The 21,053-nt window shown below is 62.3% G+C and carries 18 protein-coding genes; 14 read left to right on the plus strand and 4 right to left on the minus strand.

Annotated elements, in window-relative coordinates; translation table 11 throughout:
• Positions 1-138: 138 nt before the first annotated feature.
• The 4 genes from SLW74_RS00980 to ydcS all read right to left on the minus strand — a co-directional run bounded on the left by SLW74_RS00980 (position 139) and on the right by ydcS (position 4,177).
• Positions 139-948, minus strand: a complete 810-nt coding sequence (locus tag SLW74_RS00980; RefSeq protein WP_192132255.1) for an ABC transporter permease — start codon at positions 946-948, stop codon at positions 139-141.
• Positions 938-1,888 (minus strand): ABC transporter permease, encoded by a 951-nt coding sequence (locus SLW74_RS00985; protein ID WP_410927866.1) that lies wholly within the window; start codon positions 1,886-1,888, stop codon positions 938-940. Before SLW74_RS00985 ends, SLW74_RS00980 begins: the two co-directional genes overlap by 11 nt.
• Position 1,889: 1 nt before the next feature.
• Positions 1,890-2,927 carry an ABC transporter ATP-binding protein gene (locus SLW74_RS00990; protein ID WP_410927867.1) on the minus strand — a complete coding sequence of 346 codons (1,038 nt, stop codon included), beginning with the start codon at positions 2,925-2,927 and terminating at the stop codon, positions 1,890-1,892.
• A 98-nt stretch (positions 2,928-3,025) separates the two neighbouring features.
• A complete protein-coding gene (gene ydcS, locus SLW74_RS00995) occupies positions 3,026-4,177 on the minus strand; it encodes a putative ABC transporter substrate-binding protein YdcS (protein WP_410927868.1) in 1,152 nt (383 codons plus the stop codon).
• A gap of 256 nt (positions 4,178-4,433) precedes the next feature.
• On the opposite strand from ydcS, the gene SLW74_RS01000 reads away from it, so the two are divergent.
• The 14 genes from SLW74_RS01000 to SLW74_RS01065 all read left to right on the plus strand — a co-directional run bounded on the left by SLW74_RS01000 (position 4,434) and on the right by SLW74_RS01065 (position 20,830).
• A complete protein-coding gene (locus tag SLW74_RS01000) occupies positions 4,434-5,192 on the plus strand; it encodes a tellurite resistance TerB family protein (RefSeq protein WP_065989930.1) in 759 nt (252 codons plus the stop codon).
• Between the two features lie 345 nt (positions 5,193-5,537).
• Positions 5,538-7,160: a methyl-accepting chemotaxis protein gene (locus tag SLW74_RS01005; RefSeq protein ID WP_065989928.1), complete on the plus strand. Its 1,623-nt coding sequence runs from the start codon at positions 5,538-5,540 to the stop codon at positions 7,158-7,160.
• Positions 7,161-7,169: 9 nt separating this feature from the next.
• Complete coding sequence (locus tag SLW74_RS01010) at positions 7,170-7,706, plus strand: chemotaxis protein CheW (protein WP_410927869.1); 537 nt, start codon at positions 7,170-7,172, stop codon at positions 7,704-7,706.
• Entirely contained in the window at positions 7,703-9,058 is a 1,356-nt protein-coding gene (locus tag SLW74_RS01015) for a CheR family methyltransferase (RefSeq protein WP_410927870.1), read from the plus strand. Before SLW74_RS01010 ends, SLW74_RS01015 begins: the two co-directional genes overlap by 4 nt.
• Positions 9,055-9,738 carry a chemotaxis protein CheW gene (locus tag SLW74_RS01020; RefSeq protein WP_410927871.1) on the plus strand — a complete coding sequence of 228 codons (684 nt, stop codon included), beginning with the start codon at positions 9,055-9,057 and terminating at the stop codon, positions 9,736-9,738. Before SLW74_RS01015 ends, SLW74_RS01020 begins: the two co-directional genes overlap by 4 nt.
• Positions 9,735-12,071: a hybrid sensor histidine kinase/response regulator gene (locus tag SLW74_RS01025; protein WP_410927872.1), complete on the plus strand. Its 2,337-nt coding sequence runs from the start codon at positions 9,735-9,737 to the stop codon at positions 12,069-12,071. Before SLW74_RS01020 ends, SLW74_RS01025 begins: the two co-directional genes overlap by 4 nt.
• Entirely contained in the window at positions 12,068-13,078 is a 1,011-nt protein-coding gene (locus SLW74_RS01030) for a chemotaxis response regulator protein-glutamate methylesterase (protein WP_410927873.1), read from the plus strand. The genes SLW74_RS01025 and SLW74_RS01030 overlap by 4 nt, the downstream gene beginning before the upstream one ends.
• Positions 13,079-13,123: 45 nt before the next feature.
• Positions 13,124-14,128, plus strand: coding sequence for a PleD family two-component system response regulator (locus SLW74_RS01035; RefSeq protein WP_065989920.1), 1,005 nt, complete (start codon positions 13,124-13,126; stop codon positions 14,126-14,128).
• A gap of 159 nt (positions 14,129-14,287) precedes the next feature.
• Positions 14,288-15,383 (plus strand): peptide chain release factor 2 gene (gene prfB, locus SLW74_RS01040; protein ID WP_331105809.1). Its coding sequence is split into 2 segments (ribosomal slippage): positions 14,288-14,359 and positions 14,361-15,383, totalling 1,095 coding nucleotides; the frame shifts between segments, so codons are not numbered across the junction.
• A gap of 114 nt (positions 15,384-15,497) precedes the next feature.
• Complete coding sequence (gene lysS, locus SLW74_RS01045) at positions 15,498-17,000, plus strand: lysine--tRNA ligase (RefSeq protein WP_410927874.1); 1,503 nt, start codon at positions 15,498-15,500, stop codon at positions 16,998-17,000.
• Positions 17,001-17,236: 236 nt separating this feature from the next.
• Positions 17,237-17,968 (plus strand): TetR/AcrR family transcriptional regulator, encoded by a 732-nt coding sequence (locus SLW74_RS01050; RefSeq protein ID WP_133772657.1) that lies wholly within the window; start codon positions 17,237-17,239, stop codon positions 17,966-17,968.
• Positions 17,969-17,986: 18 nt separating this feature from the next.
• Positions 17,987-18,544 (plus strand): hypothetical protein, encoded by a 558-nt coding sequence (locus SLW74_RS01055; RefSeq protein WP_410927875.1) that lies wholly within the window; start codon positions 17,987-17,989, stop codon positions 18,542-18,544.
• 27 nt (positions 18,545-18,571) lie between these two features.
• The gene (locus SLW74_RS01060; RefSeq protein ID WP_065989910.1) at positions 18,572-19,849 is read left to right on the plus strand and encodes a flavohemoglobin expression-modulating QEGLA motif protein; all 1,278 of its coding nucleotides are present in this window, start codon (positions 18,572-18,574) and stop codon (positions 19,847-19,849) included.
• A 75-nt stretch (positions 19,850-19,924) separates the two neighbouring features.
• Positions 19,925-20,830: an alpha/beta hydrolase gene (locus SLW74_RS01065; RefSeq protein WP_410927876.1), complete on the plus strand. Its 906-nt coding sequence runs from the start codon at positions 19,925-19,927 to the stop codon at positions 20,828-20,830.
• Positions 20,831-21,053: the final 223 nt, after the last annotated feature.

Genomic DNA, 21,053 nt, shown 5'->3' on the forward strand with positions numbered 1-21,053 from the left:
CGCTGAATAGCTGATCTGCACTGCTCCAGCATCTCTGGCTCTGTGATGCTGGTTATATTGGAGAAGATGCATGTGGGAGCGCCACCCCGGTCACTCCCACATTTGTCCTGCGTCGGCCTCCGGAATGAAGATAGCCCTTCACTTCCCCCCACTCCCCGCCACGCTTTCCCCGCCCCGAGTCAGGTAATACGCGCCGAGGATCGGCAGCAGGGTCACCATCATCACGAGCATCGCCACAACGTTGGTCACCGGCACGTCGCGCGGGCGGCTGAGTTGGTTGAGCAGCCAGATGGGCAGGGTGCGTTCGTGCCCGGCGGTGAAGGTGGTGACGATGATTTCGTCGAACGACAGGGCAAACGCCAGCATGCCGCCAGCTAATAGCGCCGAGCCAAGGTTAGGCATGATGATGTAGCGGAAGGTCTGCCAGCCATCGGCACCGAGGTCCATCGACGCTTCGATCAGGCTGTGGGAGGTGCGGCGCAGGCGGGCGATGACGTTGTTGTAGACGATCACCACGCAGAAGGTCGCGTGGCCGACAATGATGGTGAACATCCCTGGCTCGATCCCCAGGGTCTTGAACGCTGACAACAAGGCCAGCCCGGTGATGATGCCGGGCAGGGCGATGGGCAGAATCAGCATCAGTGAAATCCCGTCCTTGCCGAAGAAGTCCCGCCTGTACAGCGCCGCCGAGGCTAGCGTGCCGATCACCAGGGCGATCAGTGTGGCAATGCAGGCGATTTGCAGCGACAGCTTGATCGACTCCAGGACGTCGGGCCGCGCGAACGCCACGCCGATCCACTTCAGGGTGAAACCCTTCGGCGGGAAGCTGAAGGCGGCGTCTTCGGTGTTGAAGGCGTAGACGAAGATGATCAGGATCGGAAAGTGCAGGAATACCAGCCCGCCCCAGGCGGCGATCTTCAGGCCCCACGACGCTCTTTCAGAGTGCATCGAAAGCCCCCAGTCGTTTGACAATAGCCAGATAAACCGCGATCAGCACGATTGGCACCAGCGTGAACGCCGCGGCCATGGGCATGTTGCCGATGGCGCCTTGCTGCGCGTAGACCATGCTGCCAATGAAGTAGCCCGGCGGGCCGATCAGCTGCGGCACGATGAAATCCCCCAGCGTCAGCGAAAACGTGAAGATCGAGCCCGCCGCAATCCCTGGCACCGACAGCGGCAGAATCACCTGCATGAACGTTTGCCGCGGCGTGGCACCGAGGTCGGCGGAGGCGTGCAGCAAAGAGGGCGGCAGGCGTTCGAGGGAGGCCTGAATCGGCAGGATCATGAACGGCAGCCAGATGTAGACGAACACCATGAAACGCCCAAGGTGCGAGGTCGACAATGTGCTGCCACCAATGCCGGGCACGCTCAACAGCCACTGCAACACCGGCGCCAGCCCCAGATGCTGCACGAACCATTGCGCCACGCCGCCCTTGGCCAGCAGCAGCGTCCACGCGTAGGCCTTGACGATGTAGCTGGCCCACATGGGCATCATCACCGCAATGTAGAAGAACGCCTTGGTTTTGCCGGTGGTGTAGCGCGCCATGTAATAGGCGATGGGGAAGGCGACGATGGCGCTGGCGATGGACACTGCAACCGCCATGACCAGGGTGCGCCGGATGACGTCGAAATTGGCCGGGTTGAACAGCGCGCCGAAGTTCGCCAGGGTCAGGTCCGGCGTCACAGTCATGCTGAAGTCGTCGAAGGTATAGAAGCCCTGCCACAACAGGCCCAGCAGCGAGCCGAGGTAAATCGCGCCGAACCACAGCAGCGGCGGGATCAGCAGCAGCGAAAGGTACAGATTCGGGCGTCGATACAGCAAGTTGGAAAAGCGCCGGAGTGGCGATGGCCGTTGCGTCGGTGCCAAGCCTGTGAAGGTCTGACCCATCTCACGGCGCCTCAACCGGCGTGTCATGCAACGTAATCATCGCTTCCCGCGCCCAGCGGACGGTGACGGGTTGCCCCGGTCGATGATGCGCGCCGGTGTCCAGCCACTGATCGTTGGCCTGGCTGACCGTGAGCGTCTGGCCGTTGTCCAGTCTGACCTCGTAGCGGGTGGCACTGCCCTGGTATTGAATGTCGTGCAGCACGCCGCTGAGCTGAATGTCGTGCGTCACAGTGCCGCCCTCGGCAAAACGGATGTGCTCCGGTCGAATCGAAAACGCGCCCGGATTGCCGCTCAACATCTGCGCCAGTTCACCATGCACGACGTTGGAGGTGCCCACGAACTCTGCCACGAAGGTCGTGGCCGGTTTCATGTACAGATTGCGTGGCGTATCGACCTGCTCGATGCGGCCCTTGTTGAACACCGCGACCCGGTCCGACATCGACAGCGCTTCAGTCTGGTCGTGGGTGACGAAGATGAACGTGATGCCCAGTTGACGCTGCAGTTTCTTCAGTTCGCTCTGCATCTGTTCGCGCAGCTTCAGGTCGAGGGCGCCGAGGGGTTCGTCGAGCAGTAACACCCGCGGGCGATTGACCAGTGCCCGCGCCAGGGCTACACGCTGGCGCTGGCCGCCGGACAGTTGCGCGGGTTTGCGTGTGCCGTAGCCATCAAGGGCGACCATGTTCAGGGCCTCGTCGGCCCGCTTGATCCGTTCGGCCTTGCCGACGCCTTTGACTTTCAGGCCGTAGGCGACGTTGTCCTGCACGTTCATGTGCGGGAACAGCGCGTAGTCCTGAAACACTGTGTTGACGTCGCGCTGGTAGGGCGGCAGGCCGGCGGCTTCCTGACCATGAATGCGGATCGAGCCGGCGCTGGGTTGCTCGAAGCCTGCGATCAGGCGCAGGCAGGTGGTTTTGCCGGAACCCGAGGGGCCGAGCATGGAAAAGAACTCGCCGTCCTCGATGTCGATGGACACGCGGTCCACGGCTTTCACCTCGCCGAACAGTCGCGAGACCTGGGTGAACTGGACGGCGTGGGTCATGGCGTTTGATTCCGGAAATCAGGTCGATTGACAGCCTCGCCGTCACAGCAACGGGGCTGGATGCATTTGAATGAACCCGGAGCGGGCGATGCAGGCGTCTAACGCCCACCCATGATCGCAATGTAATCCTGAGTCCAGCGGCTGTACGGCACGTACTTGCCGCCCTCAGCCTGTGGGGTTTTCCAGAAGGCGATTTTCTCGAAGAGGTCAAATCCGTTGGTTTCGCAGCCCTCGGCGCCGAGCAGTGCGTTGCCCTTGCAGGCGTCAGGCACCACCGGCAGGGAGCCGAACCAGGCGGCGACGTCACCCTGAACTTTCGGTTGCAGCGACCAGTTCATCCATTTGTAGGCACAGTTCGGGTGTTTGGCTTCGGCGTGCAACATCGTCGTGTCGGCCCAGCCGGTGGCGCCTTCCTGGGGGATGGTCGAGGCCACGGGCTGTTTCTCGGCAACCAGCCCGTTGACCATGTAGCCCCACGAACTGGACGCCGCCACGCCTTCGTTTTTCACGTCGCTCATCTGCACCGTCGCGTCATGCCAGTAGCGATGAACCAGCGGCTGCTGGGCGCGTAGCAGATCGAGCACGGCCTTGTACTGGGTCTCGGTGAGCTGATAGGGATCGACGATGTTCAGTTCCGGCTTGGCCGTTTTCAAATACAGCGCGGCGTCGGCGATGTAGATCGGCCCGTCATAGGCCTGGACCCGGCCCTTGTTCGGTTTGCCGTCGGGCAAATCCTGCGGCTCGAACACCACGCTCCAGCTCACCGGCGGCGTCTTGAACACGTTGGTGCTGTACATCAGCACGTTCGGGCCCCACTGGTACGGCGTGCCGTACGTTTTGTTTTCAACCGTGTACCACGGACCATCTTTCAGGCGCGGGTCGAGGGTTTTCCAGTTCGGGATCAGCGTGGGATCGATGGGCTGCACGCGCTTGCCGGCGATCAGCCGCAACGACGCGTCGCCCGACGCGGTGACCAGGTCATAGCCGCCCTTGGTCATCAGGCTGACCATCTCGTCGGAGGTTGCAGCGGTCTTGACGTTGACCTTGCAGCCGGTCTCCTGCTCGAAGCCGGTCACCCAGTCGTAGGCCTTGTCGCTTTCGCCTCGCTCGATGTAACCCGGCCACGCCACGATATCCAGCTGCCCCTCGCCATCGCCCACCGCCGTGAGTGCTTCAGCGGCCTGCACCGCGCCGCTGGTGAATAGTGCGGTAATCACGGCGCTCAGAATCGCGGTCTTGTGCACGGACATGGTGGGTTTGCCTCATGGTGGTGGTTTGGGCAGAGATCGGTGGTGCAGAGCGTAGTGCCCCGTTCGATCCCCGACAAACATCACGCAGCAAATACCGAGCCCATTCCTGCAGGCGGATGCGGTTGAGTGAAAACCTGTCCGGGCTCTGGACGCTCAGTCGCCGCAACATTCAGAAGCAAACCCGCCTGACGTGCGTCGGTGCCTTCGCCTTAACCTGCGGGTCGAATCGTCTGTCCCCATTTCTGAAGGTGAAGTCATGAACACGCGCGGTTTACTTGATCAATTGTTGAAATCCGGTCAGGACCTGCTGCAAAACAAGGCCGGCGCTCACGACAAGAGCGGCAAAAGCGGGCAAAACGGGCAGGGCGGGCTTGGCGATCTGCTTGGCAAGGTCGGCGGCAGCGGTCTGGGAGGCAAGCTGGGCGGCAGCCTTGGCGGGCTGCTTTCCGGTGCTGGCGGCGGTGCGTTGGCGGCGGGCGCGATGGGCTTGCTGATGGGCAACAAAGGCGCACGCAAAATGGGCGGCAAAGCGCTGACCTACGGCGGGCTCGCAGCGTTGGGCGTGCTGGCGTACAAGGCCTATGGCAACTGGCAGGCGAGTCAGGGGGTGGCGCAACCGGTTGAGCCGCAAACCGTTGACCGCGTGCCACCGGCCCAGGTTGAACAGCACAGCGAGGCCATCCTGCGGGCGCTGGTGGCCGCGGCCAAGGCTGACGGCCACGTCGACGACCGTGAACGCGAACTCATCGAAGGCGAGTTCACCCGCATCACCGGCGACAACGAACTGCAGCAGTGGCTCCACGCCGAGCTGAACAAACCACTGGACCCTGTCGATGTCGCCCGTGCGGCGCAAACCCCGGAAATCGCCGCGGAGATGTACCTGGCCAGCGTGATGATGGTCGACGAAGAGCACTTCATGGAGCGCGCTTACCTGGACGAACTCGCCAAGCAACTGAAACTCGATCCGGCGTTGAAGACCGAGCTTGAGCAGCAGGTGCGTCAGGCCCAGCCGTAAACCGTCAGTCCGCCCTGCGATCCGGCACGGATACGACGGCCAATAGCCGCAAACCTGTTGGGTCAGGCCCCACAATCACTGGGGCCTGACCCGCATTCTTATTCCTCGCTACGAAAGTCCCACCCAGACATCCGCCCGCGGCGCATTCGTACCATCAAGCAACGCCACATCAAGCCGATAGCGTGTAAGACATTTCCGATATGGCTGTGTGTTATGGCGTTTTCCTCGTCAGAAACACCCCAAGTGTCGGTAAGGCACTAGGCTATACTCCCGCTCGCTTTGGACCGTCTGTCGGTCCGCTTCTTGAACCCGGTCATGCCGGCGTTGAACCCTTGAGGGCTGACTGTGAAGAACTGGACGTTGCGTCAACGGATTTTGGCGAGCTTCGCTGTCATCATCGCCATCATGCTGTTGATGGTGGTTGCGGCATTCAATCGCTTGTTGGTGATCGAGAGCAGTGGCGATGCCGTACGGCTGGACGCGCTGCCCGGCGTTTTTTACAGCAGCACCGTGCGCGGCGCCTGGGTTGAAAGCTACGTAGCCACTCAGCATTTACTCAGTGAGGGCGCCGGACGCGACCTCACCAGCGCTGAAGAAGACCAGTACAAAGACTTCGAAGACCGCCTGCAGGCGCAGATCGTCAATTACCAGAAAAGCATCTTCGACGAATCCGATCGCAATGACTTTGCCCAGTTTCTGCAGTTGCGCGAGCGCTATCAGCTAGTGCTCAACGGTGTGCTAGCGGCCTATCAGGGCGATAACTATGCGCTGTCCCAACGGATGTTTGCCGAGCAACTCACGCCCGCCTGGTTTGAGGGTCGCAAGGAACTCAATGCACTCGGCGCCAAGAACAAGGTGGTCGCCGACAAGGCGTCCGACGCCATCCAGGCCGCGGTTTCCAGCGCCAAGATCACCCTCGGCATCTCGCTGATCATCGCTCTGCTGGCAGCAGCTGCGTGCGGCCTGTTGCTGATGCGCGCAATTCTGGCGCCGATGAACCGCATCGTGCAGATCCTCGACATCATGCGCACTGGCGACCTGAGCACGCGGCTGGCACTGGACCGCAACGATGAGTTCGGATCGGTGCAGACCGGCTTTAACGACATGGTCGCCGAACTCGCCGCACTGGTGTCCCAGGCCCAGCGCTCGTCGATTCAGGTGACCACCTCGGTGACCGAGATCGCCGCGACCTCCAAACAGCAACAAGCCACGGCCACCGAGACCGCTGCGACCACCACGGAAATCGGCGCGACGTCGCGGGAAATTGCCGCAACTTCCCGGGATCTGGTGCGCACCATGACGGAAGTGACCTCGGCTGCGGATCAGGCTTCGGTCCTGGCGGGCTCCGGTCAGCAAGGCCTGGCACGCATGGAAGAAACCATGCACTCGGTCATGGGCGCGGCCGATCTGGTCAACTCCAAGCTGGCGATCCTCAATGAGAAGGCCGGCAACATCAATCAGGTCGTGGTGACCATCGTCAAAGTCGCCGACCAGACCAACCTGCTGTCGCTCAACGCCGCCATCGAAGCCGAAAAAGCCGGCGAATATGGCCGTGGTTTCGCCGTGGTGGCGACCGAGGTCCGGCGTCTGGCCGACCAGACCGCCGTGGCCACCTACGACATCGAGCAGATGGTTCGGGAGATCCAGTCGGCGGTGTCGGCGGGCGTCATGGGCATGGACAAATTCTCCGAAGAAGTGCGTCGCGGCATGTACGAAGTGACTCAGGTCGGCGAGCAGCTTTCGCAGATCATTCATCAGGTGCAGGCCCTCGCGCCGCGTGTCTTGATGGTTAACGAAGGCATGCAGGCCCAGGCCACTGGCGCCGAACAGATCAACCAGGCGCTGGTGCAGTTGGGTGATGCCAGCAGCCAGACCGTTGAATCCCTGCGTCAGGCCAGCTTTGCCATTGATGAGCTGAGCCAGGTGGCGGTGGGGCTGCGTAGCGGCGTTTCGCGTTTCAAGGTCTGAGTCAGGCCCATGATCGAGCATTCAGCCAAACGCAGCGCTGCGGTATTGCCGAAGAGCAAGCTGTTTCTGCTGTTCCGTATCGGTGCGGAACGTTATGCGCTGCAAGCGACAGAAGTCGCCGAAGTGCTGCCACGGCTGGTGCTCAAGCCCATCGCGCAAGCGCCGCACTGGGTCGCCGGTGTATTCGCCCACCGGGGTGCAATCGTCCCTGTCATCGACCTCAGCGCGCTGACCTTAGGCCATCCTTCCCAGCTGCGCACCAGCACACGGCTGGTGCTGGTGCACTATCGCCTCGGCGGCGATCGTCCCCCGCGTGAGCTGGGGTTGATCCTCGAACAGGCAACCGACACGCTGCGCTGCTCGCCCCATGAATTCAAAGCCTACGGCCTGGACAACGCCCAAGCGCCGTATCTGGGGCCGGTGCGCGAAGACGAACACGGCCTGCTGCAGTGGATACGCGTGGAAGACTTGCTCAGCGACGCTGTGCGCGAACTGTTGTTTCCCGAACAGCCCATGAGCCTGGATGCCTTCGAGGCCACGCCATGAGCAGCGATGCGCGTTTCTTCGCTTTCCTAAAGGACCGCATCGGGCTGGACGTCGCGTCGGTGGGCGAGGCGATCATCGAGCGCGCCGTGCGTCAGCGCTGCACGCTGTCCAAGGCGCGGGACCACGACGATTACTGGCAGACGCTGCTGGTTTCGGCGAACGAGCAACAGGCGCTGATCGAAGCGGTGATCGTCCCCGAAACGTGGTTTTTCCGTTATCCGGAATCCTTCGTCACCCTCGGCAAGCTGGCCAGTACCCGACTGGCGCAGCTCAATGGCGTGCGTCCGCTGCGGATTCTCAGCCTGCCGTGCTCCACCGGCGAGGAGCCTTATTCCATCGTCATGGCGCTGTTCGACGCCGGTTTGCGAGGCCCGCAGTTCAGCGTCGAGGCGGTGGACATCAGCCCGCTTTCGATCCAGCGCGCGCGCCAGGGCGTGTATGGCAAGAACTCCTTTCGCGGGGATCAACTGGGTTTTCGGGAGCGTTTCTTCAACGCGGCCGAAGAGGGCTATCGTCTGGAGATGCGCGTACGTGATCAGGTCCGCTTTCAGTCCGGCAACCTGCTCGATCCCGCCATGCCGGTGGCGCAGTCGGCCTACGATTTCGTGTTCTGCCGCAACCTGCTGATCTACTTCGACGTCGAGACCCAGCGTCAGGGCTTCGAGGCGCTCAAACGCATGACCCGCGACGACGGCGTGCTGTTTATCGGCCCCGCCGAGGGCAGCCTGCTCGGGCGCATGGGCATGGTGTCGATCGGCATTCCCCAATCCTTTGCCTTTCGTCGGCGTGACGAGGCCGTTTCCGAACCCCACGGCGGGCTGACTGCCCCAGCCATGCCGCCGTCGCGAAACGATGTTTTACCTGCTTACTCAACGACTGCTCGCTCAGCCTCGGCCCCGTCGCGCGGCACCCTTAAACCCCAGGCCTTTGCGCCGAGGTTGTTGGGTGATCCTGCGCTGGCTGAAGAACGCAGGGCTGCGCTCAGACCGGACATCAAGGCGGTGGTAGCGCCGGGTGCTGGCAGCGGCGAAGCAGCCGAGTTGCTGAGCAGCATCGCCGTCCTTGCCAACGAAGGCCGCAGTGGCGAGGCGAAGGTGGCGTGCGAGCAGTACCTCAAGCGCTTCGACCCCGTGGCGCCGGTGTTTTACTGGCTGGGCCTGCTCAGCGAAGTGGCGGGGGAGACGAGCGCGGCACAAGGGTTTTATCGCAAGGCGTTGTATCTGCAACCACAGCATCCGGAAACCCTGGCGCAACTGGCCGCGCTCCTCGCCGCCCAGGGCGACAGCGCAGGGGCCCGGCGGCTGCAGGAGCGCGCGGCACGGGGTGTCACTAAAGAAGGACACAGTGGATGAGTCGCGTACACACAGAGCTGGTCAGCGACGACGCCGAGGCGATCGACGACTGCTGGAACCGCATTGGCATCCATGGCGACCGCTCCTGCCCGCTGCTTGCCGATCATATTCATTGCCGTAACTGCTCCCTCTACTCGGCCGCAGCCACGCGCTTGCTCGACCGCTATTCGCTGGCGCAGGAGCAGCGCGTGTCGATGCACACCGATGCGCTGGCCGTCGACGTCGAAACCCGCTCGACCGTGGTGTTTCGTCTGGGCGAAGAGTGGCTCGGTCTGCCGACCCGGTGTCTGGTGGAAGTGTCGCCGGTGCAAGCCATTCATTCCCTTCCGCACCAGCGTTCCCGCGCCTTGCTGGGGGTTGCCAATGTGCGCGGCGCCCTGGTGGCGTGCCTGTCGTTCGTCGAACTGCTCGGGCTGGACCCTTCAGTCGCGCCGGTGGGTGACGCCCGAACATTGCCGCGCATGCTGATCGTTTCGGCAGACGGCGGTCCGGTGGTGGTGCCGGTGGACGAAGTCGACGGCATTCATGCCATTGAGGCGCGTCTGCTGGACAGTGCCTCGGCGTCGACGCAGAACAGCAACGCGCGCTTCACCCGAGGGGTCGTGCAATGGAAAAACCGCAGCTTGCGCCTGCTCGATGAAGACCACCTGTTGTCGGCTGTGAACCGGAGCCTGACATGACGCCCGATCAAATGCGCGATGCGTCGCTGTTCGAACTTTTCACCCTGGAGGCGGAAGCGCAGACCCACGTGTTGAGCGCAGGCCTGTTGGCCCTTGAGCGCAATCCGACCCAGGCCGATCAACTGGAAGCGTGCATGCGCGCGGCCCATTCGCTGAAAGGCGCGGCGCGTATTGTTGGGGTCAACGCCGGCGTCAGCGTTTCCCACGTCATGGAAGATTGCCTGGTCAGTGCCCAGGAAGGGCGATTGCACCTGCTGCCCGAGCATATCGACGCGCTGCTGATGGGCACCGATTTGCTGATGCGCATCGCCACGCCTGGCGCCACCGTGCCTCAGGCAGATGTCGACGGCTATGTGGCGCTGATGAACAACATGGTCAGCGACGATCCGGCGATGAAAGCCATGCTGGTGCCGACCGCGCTGCCTTCCCTCGAAGACATCCTGCTGGCCAACGCGCAGTCGCTGGTCACCTCGCTTCAGTCGGCGCAGGATTCGGCGGCTGAAGAGCTGGCAGCTTCCACTGTCGAACCCGTTCCGGACCCTGCGCTCAAAGCGGAGGGTCCCGGTGAACGACGTGTGGTCGAGACCGGCGAACGTGTCCTGCGCGTCACCGCCGAACGCTTGAACAACCTGCTGGACCTGTCGAGCAAGTCGCTGGTCGAGACCCAACGGCTGAAGCCGTATCTGGCCGCGATGCAACGGGTCAAACGCACCCAGACCGGCGCGACCCGAGCGCTGGACAGTCTCGAAGCCTTGCTCGGCGCCAACACCGATCCCGACGCGCAGAAGGCGCTGGACGAAGCGCGGCGTCTGCTCGGCGAAGCGCAGCATTTGCTGATTCAACAAACGGCGGACCTCGACGAGTTCGGCTGGCAGGCCTCGCAACGCGCGCAACTGCTCTACGACACGGCGCTGGCCTGCCGCATGCGACCGTTTGCCGACGTGCTGGCGGGGCAGGCGCGCATGGTCCGTGATCTGGGCCGCTCGCTGGGCAAGCAGGTGCGGCTTGAGATCGACGGCGAAAAGACTCAGGTCGATCGCGACGTGCTGGAAAAACTTGAAGCGCCATTGACCCACTTGCTGCGCAACGCCGTCGACCATGGCATCGAGCTGCCCGAGCAGCGCGTCGCCATCGGTAAGCCAGCCGAGGGGCTGATTAAGCTGAAGGCCTCTCACCAGGCCGGTTTGCTGGTGGTCCAGCTGATCGACGACGGCGCCGGGGTGGATCTTGAGCGTCTGCGCCAAAGCATCATCGATCGCAAACTCTCGCCCGCCGAAACCGCTGCGCAGTTGAGCGAGGAGGAACTGCTGAGCTTCCTGTTCCTGCCCGGGTTCAGCATGCGCGACAAGGTCACTGAAGTGTCCGGTCGAGGCGTCGGTCTGGATGCGGTTCAGCACATGGTCCGGCAGCTGCGTGGCGGCGTCGAACTGGACCAGCGCGCGGGGAAGGGCAGCCGTTTCCATCTCGAAGTGCCGCTGACCTTGTCGGTGGTGCGCAGTCTGGTGGTGGACGTCGGCGGCGAAGCGTATGCCTTTCCGCTGGCGCACATCGAGCGCATGCGTGACGTGCGCGCCGACGAAATCGTACAGCTGGAAGGGCGTCAGCATTTCTGGCATGAAGAGCGCCACGTCGGGCTGGTAGCCGCCACTCAGCTGCTCAACCGTCCGGCCAGCCAGCACAGTGAAGACGTGCTCAAAGTGGTGGTGATTCGCGAGCGCGATGCGGTGTATGGGGTTGCCGTGGAGCGTTTCATCGGCGAACGCACCCTGGTGGTGTTGCCGCTGGATCCGCGCCTGGGCAAGGTTCAGGACATCTCCGCCGGCGCGTTGCTCGACGACGGCTCGGCGGTGCTGATCATCGACGTTGAAGACATGCTGCGTTCGGTGGAGAAACTGCTCAATACCGGACGCCTGGAACGCATCGACCGGCGCAGTCGTCAGGCTGACGCACGGGTGCGCAAGCGCGTGCTGGTGGTCGATGACTCCCTGACCGTGCGCGAACTGGAACGCAAACTGTTGCTCAGTCGTGGCTATGAAGTGGCGGTGGCCGTGGACGGCATGGACGGCTGGAACGCCCTGCGCGGTGAGGATTTCGACCTCCTCATCACCGACATCGACATGCCGCGCATGGACGGCATCGAGCTGGTGACGCTGGTGCGTCGCGACAGCCGCCTGCAATCGCTGCCGGTGATGGTGGTGTCGTACAAGGACCGTGAAGAAGATCGCCGCCGCGGCCTGGACGCCGGCGCCGATTACTATCTGGCCAAGGCCAGTTTCCACGACGACGCGTTGCTCGATGCGGTCGTTGAGTTGATAGGAGATGCGCAGGGATGAAGATCGCCATCGTCAACGACATGCCCATGGCGGTGGAGGCGCTGCGTCGCGCGCTGGCTTTCGAGCCGGCGCACCAGATTGTCTGGGTGGCCAGTAACGGCGCCGAGGCTGTCGAGCGTTGCGTCCAGCAAAAGCCCGATCTGATACTGATGGACCTGATCATGCCGGTGATGGACGGCGTGGAGGCGACTCGACGTATTATGGCGGCGACGCCGTGTGCCATCGTCATCGTCACCGTGGATCGCGAGCAGAATGTGCATCGGGTGTTCGAAGCCATGGGCCATGGCGCGCTGGACGTGGTCGACACGCCCGCGCTGGGGGCCGGCAACCCCAGGGATGCCGCCGCGCCTTTGTTGCGCAAGATACTTAATATAGGCTGGCTCATTGGCGAGCGGGACACGCGGGTGCGCCCCGTGCCGGCCCCGGTGCGCGAGTCGGCACAGCGTCAGCGGTTGATCGCGATCGGATCATCGGCCGGCGGGCCTGCCGCGCTGGAAATACTGCTCAAGGCGCTGCCGAACGACTTTCCGGCCGCCATCGTGCTGGTGCAACACGTGGATCAGGTATTCGCCGAAGGGATGGCGCAATGGCTGAGCGGCTCTTCGGGGCTTGAGGTCAGGCTGGCGCGCGATGGCGAGCCGCCGCAAGTGGGCACGGTGCTGCTGGCAGGCACCAACCACCATATTCGTCTGCTCAGGAACGGCACGCTGGCGTACACCGCAGAGCCGGTTAACGAAATTTACAGGCCCTCCATCGACGTGTTTTTCGAAAGTGTGGCCAGCTATTGGAATGGTGACGCAGTGGGTGTTTTGTTGACCGGCATGGGCCGTGATGGTGCGCAGGGACTCAAGCTGATGCGTCAGCGGGGCTTTCTCACCATCGCCCAGAATCAGGAAAGCTGTGCGGTGTACGGCATGCCTAAAGCGGCAGCGGCGATCGACGCCGCCATGGAAATTCGCTCACTGGACTCGATCGCACCTCGCTTGAAGGAGGTATTCACCCAATGAATTTCCAGGTGATTTCACAGCCCGCCTGTGACCAGGAGACCCCGCATGCATGATTTGCAACTGGACGATCTGAACGCCACGGATGAAAACGCTGCGATGGTGCTGCTGGTCGACGATCAGGCCATGATCGGCGAGGCTGTCCGCCGCGGGCTGGCGCACGAAGACAACATCGACTTCCATTTCTGCGCAGACCCGCATCAGGCGATTGCCCAAGCGATCCTCATCAAGCCGACCGTGATTCTTCAGGACCTGGTCATGCCCGGCCTGGACGGCCTGACACTGGTGCGTGAGTACCGCGCCAATCCGAAGACCCGTGACATTCCGATCATTGTGCTCTCGACCAAGGAAGACCCGCTGATCAAAAGCGCCGCCTTTGCCGCTGGCGCCAACGATTATCTCGTCAAACTGCCGGACAACATCGAACTGGTGGCGCGCATTCGCTACCACTCGCGCTCCTACATGACGCTGCTGCAGCGCGACGAAGCCTATCGTGCGTTGCGGGTCAGTCAGCAACAGCTGCTCGACACCAACCTGGTGCTGCAACGGCTGATGAACTCCGACGGTTTGACCGGCCTGTCCAATCGCCGCCACTTCGACGAGTACCTGGAACTGGAATGGCGCCGTTCCACCCGGGAGCAGACCCAGATCTCGCTGTTGATGATCGACGTCGATTACTTCAAGGCCTACAACGACGCCTTCGGCCATCTCGAAGGTGACGAGGCATTGCGTCAGGTCGCCAAAGCCATCCGCGCCAACTCCAGCCGTCCTTCCGACCTGCCGGCGCGTTACGGCGGCGAAGAATTTGCGCTGGTGCTGCCCAGCACCTCCCCGGGCGGCGCGCGTTTGCTGGCTGAAAAACTGCGTCAGACCATCGCCGGCATGAATATCCCCCACGTCGCCCCGACCCAAGGCTCCAGCCTGACGGTCAGCATTGGTCTGGCGACTGTCGTCCCGCAAGTGGGCAGCCACAGTCGCCAGTTGATTCAAAGTGCGGATCAGGGGCTGTATGCGGCTAAGCACAATGGCCGCAATCAGGTGGCGGTGGGGTAGGGCGAGGATTCGCATTCCTGCGCGCTCTGGCCGTAACCGGGTCGGGTCCTTGGCAACAACAACGAACGCGGCGCACCCCTGCCCAACGGACTGCCATCCCGGGTTTGCCTGCGTTATACTCGCCGGCTTTGTGAAAATCGCCTGCGAGTGCTGCCTACCATGGAAATCAACCCGATCCTAAACAGCATCAAGGACCTGTCCGAGCGCTCCGAAACCATTCGGGGGTATCTTTGACTACGATCACAAACATGATCGTCTGACCGAAGTTAACCGCGAGCTCGAAGATCCAAACGTCTGGAACAACCCGTCGTACGCCCAGGAACTGGGCCGCGAGCGTTCGCTGCTGGCGCAGATCGTCGACACCCTCGACGAAATGAGCACCGGCCTGGTGGACGCCAAGGACCTGTTGCTGATGTCCGCCGAAGAAGAAGACCAGGCCGCCGTCGACGACGTTGCCGCTGAAGTCGAGCGCCTGCGCGAGTCCCTGGAAAAACTGGAATTCCGTCGCATGTTCAGCGGCGAGATGGACCAGAACAACGCCTACCTGGACATCCAGGCCGGTTCCGGCGGCACCGAAGCCCAGGACTGGGCGAACATCCTGTTGCGCATGTACCTGCGCTGGGCCGACAAGCGCGGCTTCGACGCGACCATCATGGAGCTGTCGGCCGGTGAAGTCGCCGGTATCAAAGGCGCCACGGTGCACATCAAGGGCGAGTACGCATTCGGCTGGCTGCGCACCGAAATCGGCGTCCACCGTCTGGTCCGCAAGAGCCCGTTCGATTCCGGCAACCGCCGTCACACCTCGTTCTCGGCAGTGTTCGTTTCGCCGGAAATCGATGACAACATCGAAATCGACATCAACCCGTCTGACCTGCGTATCGACACCTACCGCTCCTCGGGCGCCGGTGGTCAGCACGTCAACACCACCGACTCGGCGGTCCGGATTACCCACGTGCCGACCAACACCGTGGTCAGTTGCCAGAACGAACGTTCCCAGCACGCCAACAAAGACACCGCGATGAAGATGCTGCGGGCGCGCTTGTACGAGCAGGAAGTGCAGAAGCGCAATGCGGCCTCGCAAGCGCTGGAAGACACCAAGTCGGATATCGGCTGGGGTCACCAGATCCGTTCGTACGTACTCGATGCCTCGCGCATCAAAGACCTGCGCACCAGCGTCGAACGCAGCGATTGCGACAAGGTGCTCGATGGCGACATCGACGAATACCTGATCGCGAGCCTCAAACAGGGCCTGTAATCGCCACACCACTGTTGCGGGTCGGGCGCGTCATCATGACGTCGCCGCCCGCGATCCTTCGTCGCGCTTCCCGGCCAGACGAAGGGCCACGAACCTGTGATGGATAATCAAGACATGAGCGACCAACAACTCGACCCGCAAGCCCAGCAACAGGAAGAAAACAGCCTGATCGCCCTGCGCAAGGAAAAACTTGCGGCCGAGCGCGCCAAGGGCAATGCCTTCCCGAACGACTTCCGTCGCGAAAACTACTGCAACGAGCTGCAGAAGCAGTACGCGGACAAGACCAAGGAAGAGCTGGCTGAAGCGGCGATTCCGGTCAAGGTTGCCGGGCGCATCATGCTCAACCGTGGCTCGTTCATGGTGATTCAGGACATGACCGGTCGCATCCAGGTCTATGTCAACCGCAAGACCCTGCCGGAAGAAACCCTGGCCTCGGTGAAAACCTGGGACATGGGCGACATCATCGCAGCCGAAGGCACCCTGGCCCGTTCCGGCAAGGGCGACCTGTATGTCGAAATGACCAACGTGCGCCTGCTGACCAAATCCTTGCGCCCGCTGCCCGACAAGCACCATGGCCTGGTCGATACCGAGCAGCGTTATCGCCAGCGTTACGTCGACCTGATCGTCAACGATGACGTGCGTGAAACCTTCCGCGTTCGCTCGAAAGTCATTGCCCACATCCGCAGCTTCCTGATGCAGCGCGACTTCCTGGAAGTCGAAACGCCGATGCTGCAGACCATCCCGGGCGGCGCAGCGGCCAAGCCGTTCGAGACGCATCACAACGCGCTGGACCTGGAAATGTTCCTGCGCATCGCGCCGGAGCTGTACCTCAAGCGTCTGGTGGTTGGCGGGTTCGAGAAGGTGTTTGAGATCAATCGCAACTTCCGTAACGAAGGCGTCTCGACCCGTCACAACCCCGAGTTCACGATGCTTGAGTTCTATCAGGCGTACGCGGACTACGAAGACAACATGGACCTGACCGAGGAGCTGTTCCGCGAGCTGGCCCAACTGGTGCTCGGTAGCACCGACGTGCCGTACGGCGACAAGGTGTTCCACTTCGGCGAGCCGTTTGCGCGTCTGTCGGTGTTCGACTCGATCCTCAAGTACAACCCCGAGCTGACCGCCGATGACCTGAACGACATCGACAAGGCCCGCGCCATCGCCAAGAAAGCCGGCGCCAAGGTGCTGGGTTTCGAAGGTCTGGGCAAGCTGCAGGTGATGATTTTCGAAGAGCTGGTCGAGCACAAGCTGGAGCAGCCGCACTTCATCACCCAGTACCCGTTCGAAGTGTCGCCGCTGGCCCGTCGCAACGATGACAACCCCAACGTCACCGACCGCTTCGAGCTGTTCATTGGCGGCCGTGAAATCGCCAACGCCTATTCCGAGTTGAACGACGCGGAAGACCAGGCCGAGCGCTTCATGGCCCAGGTGGCGGACAAGGACGCGGGCGATGATGAAGCCATGCACTACGACGCAGACTTCGTCCGGGCGCTGGAATACGGCATGCCGCCGACCGCGGGCGAGGGCATCGGCATCGACCGTCTGGTCATGCTGCTGACCAACTCGCCGTCCATACGAGACGTCATCCTGTTCCCGCACATGCGGCCGCAAGCCTAAGCGTCAAAACAAGCCGCCTGCGCAGGGCGGCTTTTTTTTGTCTGTAAAGTCACGCAGGCCAACCGTAGGAGCGTGGCTTGTCCCGCGATCGGCGACGCAGTCGTCGCAAAACCGGTGATGCGGTGTGTCAGGTAAACCGCATGCTCAGGGTTTACGACGGGTTCCCCGCCGATCGCGGGATAGGCCACGCTCCTGCAGACACCGCGCCTGCTACTCAATGAAAAGGAAATCCAGTTGTGAACCGCACGATCGCTCAAAAGGGAGCCGCTGGCCTGGCCACGGCAGTCGCACAGAGTGTTCAGTACCAGGGCCGCAAGGCGAGTCGACAGGGAAGTGAACAGCGTCGGCAACAGATTCTCGATGCGGCCATGCGCATCCTCATTCGTGACGGCGTTAGGGCCGTGCGTCACCGCGCAGTCGCTGCCGAAGCGCAAGTGCCGCTCTCCGCCACCACTTACTATTTCAAGGACATCGATGACCTGCTCACCGATGCCTTCGCGCAATACGTTGAACGCAGCGCGGCGTACATGGCCAAGCTGTGGACCAACACCGAGGCGCTGCTCCGCGAGATGGTCGCCCGTAACGACGGCAGCGCCGAGGCCCGCGCCCGGCTGGCCGATGAGATCGCGCGGATGACCATGGAGTACGTGCGCCATCAACTGCTGACCCGTCGTGACCAGCTCATTGCCGAGCACGCCTTTCATCTCGAAGCGCTGATCAACCCGCGACTGGCGCCACTGGTGAGCGCCCACCAGCAGATCCTGTTGCAGGGCAGCGCCCAGTTTCTCGAAGTCATGGGCTCGGTTCAGCCGCAACTGGATGCCCAAGTGTTGACGGGGCTCATCTGCCGGATGGAATATCAGGGGCTGCTCAACGGGCCCCGCCCCGGCGCAGACGAAGAAATGCTCGCTATTCTTACTCGCCAGATGCATCTGGTACTGGGCACTGCCAAGCCGATGGCTGGCTGATACCTCAAGGAGAACCTGATGAAAGTCTGGCGCGTATTGCTCGCCCTGTCGTTCGCGCTGTTGAGCGGATGCCTGGTGACGTTCAAGGACCCGATTCCGGTCAGCAACACCGCCCCGCCCAGATTGCTCGGCACCTGGAGCAGCAAAAATGCCTGGGGCGAGCCGCTCGAACTGGAAATCAGCCGCGCCGGCCCCGACCGTTACAAAGCGGTCAGCTACCGCAAAGGCGATCGCAAAAACCGTGACGAGTACGCCTTCACCGTGTCGCGGCACGGCAGTCGCTGGTACGTGTCCGCCGCGCTGCCTGACAAATACGGCGGCAATTACGTCATCGCCGGTTTCGACCTGATGGATAACGAGAACGGCGCCGACGAACTGGTGGTCTATGACCTGGACCTGGAGCGGTTTCAGCAGTTGGTCGAGCAGAAGCTTCTGGACGGGGAGCGGGTCGATACGGTCAAGGGCGACGGCATGCTGATCTCAAGTCCCATGGACAAGGTCTTTGGCTACCTCGACGACCCGGCCAATTCCGACATCTTTCTCAAGGCAGCTCAATATCAGCGCATGACCAAATAGCGCAAACGGTTCAATAAGGGGTACCGGGTGGACGAATACCAGCAGACTATTCGCACGTTGTCCGATCGTATCGTGGTGGCGCAGACGCCGATCCGCGTCCTTGATGCCGTGAAGTGGGATGACAACATCCGCAAGACCTTCCTCGACGGCAAAGGCAAAAACCTGCCGGAGGTGGATCGCGCGTACTACGAGAATCGCCCGCTGGGCTTTGATTCCGGAGCGGTGAAGCTGGAGTTCCAGAACATCGAGCGGGACATCACCCGGCAGCTGGGCCAGTTCAACCCGGTCGGGCAGATCATGCGCCGCATGTGCAAAGAGTACCGGATGGTCATCCGCATGCTCGAAGCACGCGGCACCCCCGACTTCGGCCTGATCTCTCAGGAGCTGTACGGCGCGGCGTCCGATGCTTTCCACGCCGGCGACCCGACCCTGTCCGACCTCGGCATGATGCTCTCCGATTACCTGAACAACATTGCCGGCCGCGGCGATCTCAAGGACGAGCCGAAAATCCTGACGGCCAAAGACGCCGTCGCCATGCTGCAAACCCGGCTCAATCGCACGTTCGGTGAGGCTGAAGAGACGATCCGGGTGTTCGAATCCGACGGCATCGTGGCGGACGCGGCAGCCGGGGCCGATTACATCAAGATCCGCAGCGACGCGATGTTCAACGAACGCGACGTGCGCGCGCTGGAAGTCCATGAAGGCCTGGTGCACGTCGGCACCACGCTCAATGGGCAGAATCAGCCGATCTGCACCTTCCTGTCCAAAGGCCCGCCCTCGTCGACAGTGACCCAGGAAGGCCTGGCGATTCTGATGGAGATCATCGGCTTCGCGTCCTACCCGAGCCGCCTGCGCAAGCTGACCAATCGCACCCGTGCCATTCACATGGCCGAGGAGGGCGCCGACTTTTTGCAGGTGTTCGAGTTCTATCGCGAGCAAGGCTTCGGCATGTCGGAAAGCTACGGCAACGCCAGTCGGGTATTCCGGGGCTCGGTGCCGAATGGCCTGCCATTCACCAAGGATCTGTCCTACCTCAAGGGCTTCATCATGGTCTACAACTACATCCAGTTGGCCGTGAGAAAGGGCAAGCTGGAGCAGGTGCCGCTGCTGTTCTGCGGCAAGACCACGCTGGAAGACATGCGCACGCTGCGCCAGTTGGTGGACGAAGGCTTGGTGGTGCCGCCCAAATACCTGCCCGATCAGTTCCGTGACATGAATGCGCTGTCAGCGTGGATGTGTTTCTCCAACTTCCTCAATCACCTGAGCCTGGACCGGATCGAAGCGGACTATTCGAATATTCTGTGAGTCTGTGGGCGCCGATACATCGGCGCCTTTGTCAGGTTTCCCGTCGTCTGCCCATCCAGAATTGAAGGACATCGCTTGAAGCTTCTTCTTACCTTGCTCCTGGTCATTTCCCTCAGTGGCTGCAGCGAATTGCTGTTCTACCCGGAACGCGGTTTGCCGCTGACGCCGGACAAGGCCCACCTCGCCTGGCGCGATGTCACCCTTACAGCGGCCGACGGCACCAAACTCAACGCGTGGTTTCTGCCGGTAAAACCCGGCGTACCCGTCAAGGGCACCGTGCTGCACATGCATGGCAACGGCGGCAACATGGCCTGGCATCTCGCGGGGAGCTGGTGGTTGCCGGAGCAGGGCTATCAAGTGCTGCTGGTGGACTATCGCGGTTATGGTCGGTCGGAAGGTGAGCCGAGTCTGCCGGCCATTTATCAGGACATCGACGCGGCGTTTGACTGGCTGAACGCGGCGCCTGAAGTGCAGGGCAAACCGCTGGTGGTGCTCGGCCAAAGCATCGGCGGGGCACTGGCGGTGCATTACCTGTCCGAACATCCGCAGCAGCGCGCGCGGGTCAAGGCGCTGGTCCTCGATGGGGTGCCGGCGAGCTATCGTGAGGTCGCCCGCTATACCCTCAGCACGTCGTGGCTGACGTGGCCCATCAAACGGCCGCTATCGTGGGTGATCCCGGACGCCGACAGCGCCATCAACGGCATGCCGCAGCTCAAGGGCACGCCGATGCTGCTGTTCCAGAGCCTGGACGACACGCAAGTGCCGCTGCACAACGGCATCAGCCTGTATCAGGCCGCGCCGCCACCGCGTGTGCTGCAACTCACGCGTGGGCCTCACGTGCAGACCTTCGGCGACCCCACCTGGCGCGAGGTGATGGTTCGCTATCTGGACGATCCGCAGCACTTCAACGGGCTGCGCAGGCTGGGGGAAATTCCGAATTATCCTGATGCTCAAACTGGCAAGGCGGCACCGTCGCCTTAACCGTGAGCGGAGCAGCGCCACGAGTGACAATCCGCGCGATCAGTGCATGTGGGAGTGAGCTTGCTCACGAAGGGACAATCACATCGGCTAAATCTCCAGCGGCTGGTATGCGTCTTCGTGAGCAAGCTCACCCCCACATGGGCGGCGTTTGCTGGACAGCAGCTTGGCGGCTGGACGACAGGTAATCTCCCGCTTGATCTAGCGCCGTTGGCAGCCGTGCGAA

Source organism: Pseudomonas sp. W5-36 (genome assembly GCF_046540455.1).
Classification (GTDB): Bacteria; Pseudomonadota; Gammaproteobacteria; order Pseudomonadales; family Pseudomonadaceae; genus Aquipseudomonas; species Aquipseudomonas graminis_B.

Excerpts from the sequence above, each read along its gene's own strand:
- SLW74_RS01035 (WP_065989920.1), top strand. The coding sequence starts at position 13,124 with ATGCATGATTTGCAACTGGACGATCTGAACGCCACGGATGAAAACGCT.
- SLW74_RS01015 (WP_410927870.1), top strand. The coding sequence starts at position 7,703 with ATGAGCAGCGATGCGCGTTTCTTCGCTTTCCTAAAGGACCGCATCGGG.
- SLW74_RS00980 (WP_192132255.1), bottom strand. The coding sequence starts at position 948 with ATGCACTCTGAAAGAGCGTCGTGGGGCCTGAAGATCGCCGCCTGGGGC.
- SLW74_RS01025 (WP_410927872.1), top strand. The coding sequence starts at position 9,735 with ATGACGCCCGATCAAATGCGCGATGCGTCGCTGTTCGAACTTTTCACC.
- SLW74_RS01020 (WP_410927871.1), top strand. The coding sequence starts at position 9,055 with ATGAGTCGCGTACACACAGAGCTGGTCAGCGACGACGCCGAGGCGATC.
- SLW74_RS01030 (WP_410927873.1), top strand. The coding sequence starts at position 12,068 with ATGAAGATCGCCATCGTCAACGACATGCCCATGGCGGTGGAGGCGCTG.
- ydcS (WP_410927868.1), bottom strand. The coding sequence starts at position 4,177 with ATGTCCGTGCACAAGACCGCGATTCTGAGCGCCGTGATTACCGCACTA.
- SLW74_RS01000 (WP_065989930.1), top strand. The coding sequence starts at position 4,434 with ATGAACACGCGCGGTTTACTTGATCAATTGTTGAAATCCGGTCAGGAC.
- lysS (WP_410927874.1), top strand. The coding sequence starts at position 15,498 with ATGAGCGACCAACAACTCGACCCGCAAGCCCAGCAACAGGAAGAAAAC.
- SLW74_RS01010 (WP_410927869.1), top strand. The coding sequence starts at position 7,170 with ATGATCGAGCATTCAGCCAAACGCAGCGCTGCGGTATTGCCGAAGAGC.
- SLW74_RS00985 (WP_410927866.1), bottom strand. The coding sequence starts at position 1,888 with ATGGGTCAGACCTTCACAGGCTTGGCACCGACGCAACGGCCATCGCCA.
- SLW74_RS01055 (WP_410927875.1), top strand. The coding sequence starts at position 17,987 with ATGAAAGTCTGGCGCGTATTGCTCGCCCTGTCGTTCGCGCTGTTGAGC.
- SLW74_RS00990 (WP_410927867.1), bottom strand. The coding sequence starts at position 2,927 with ATGACCCACGCCGTCCAGTTCACCCAGGTCTCGCGACTGTTCGGCGAG.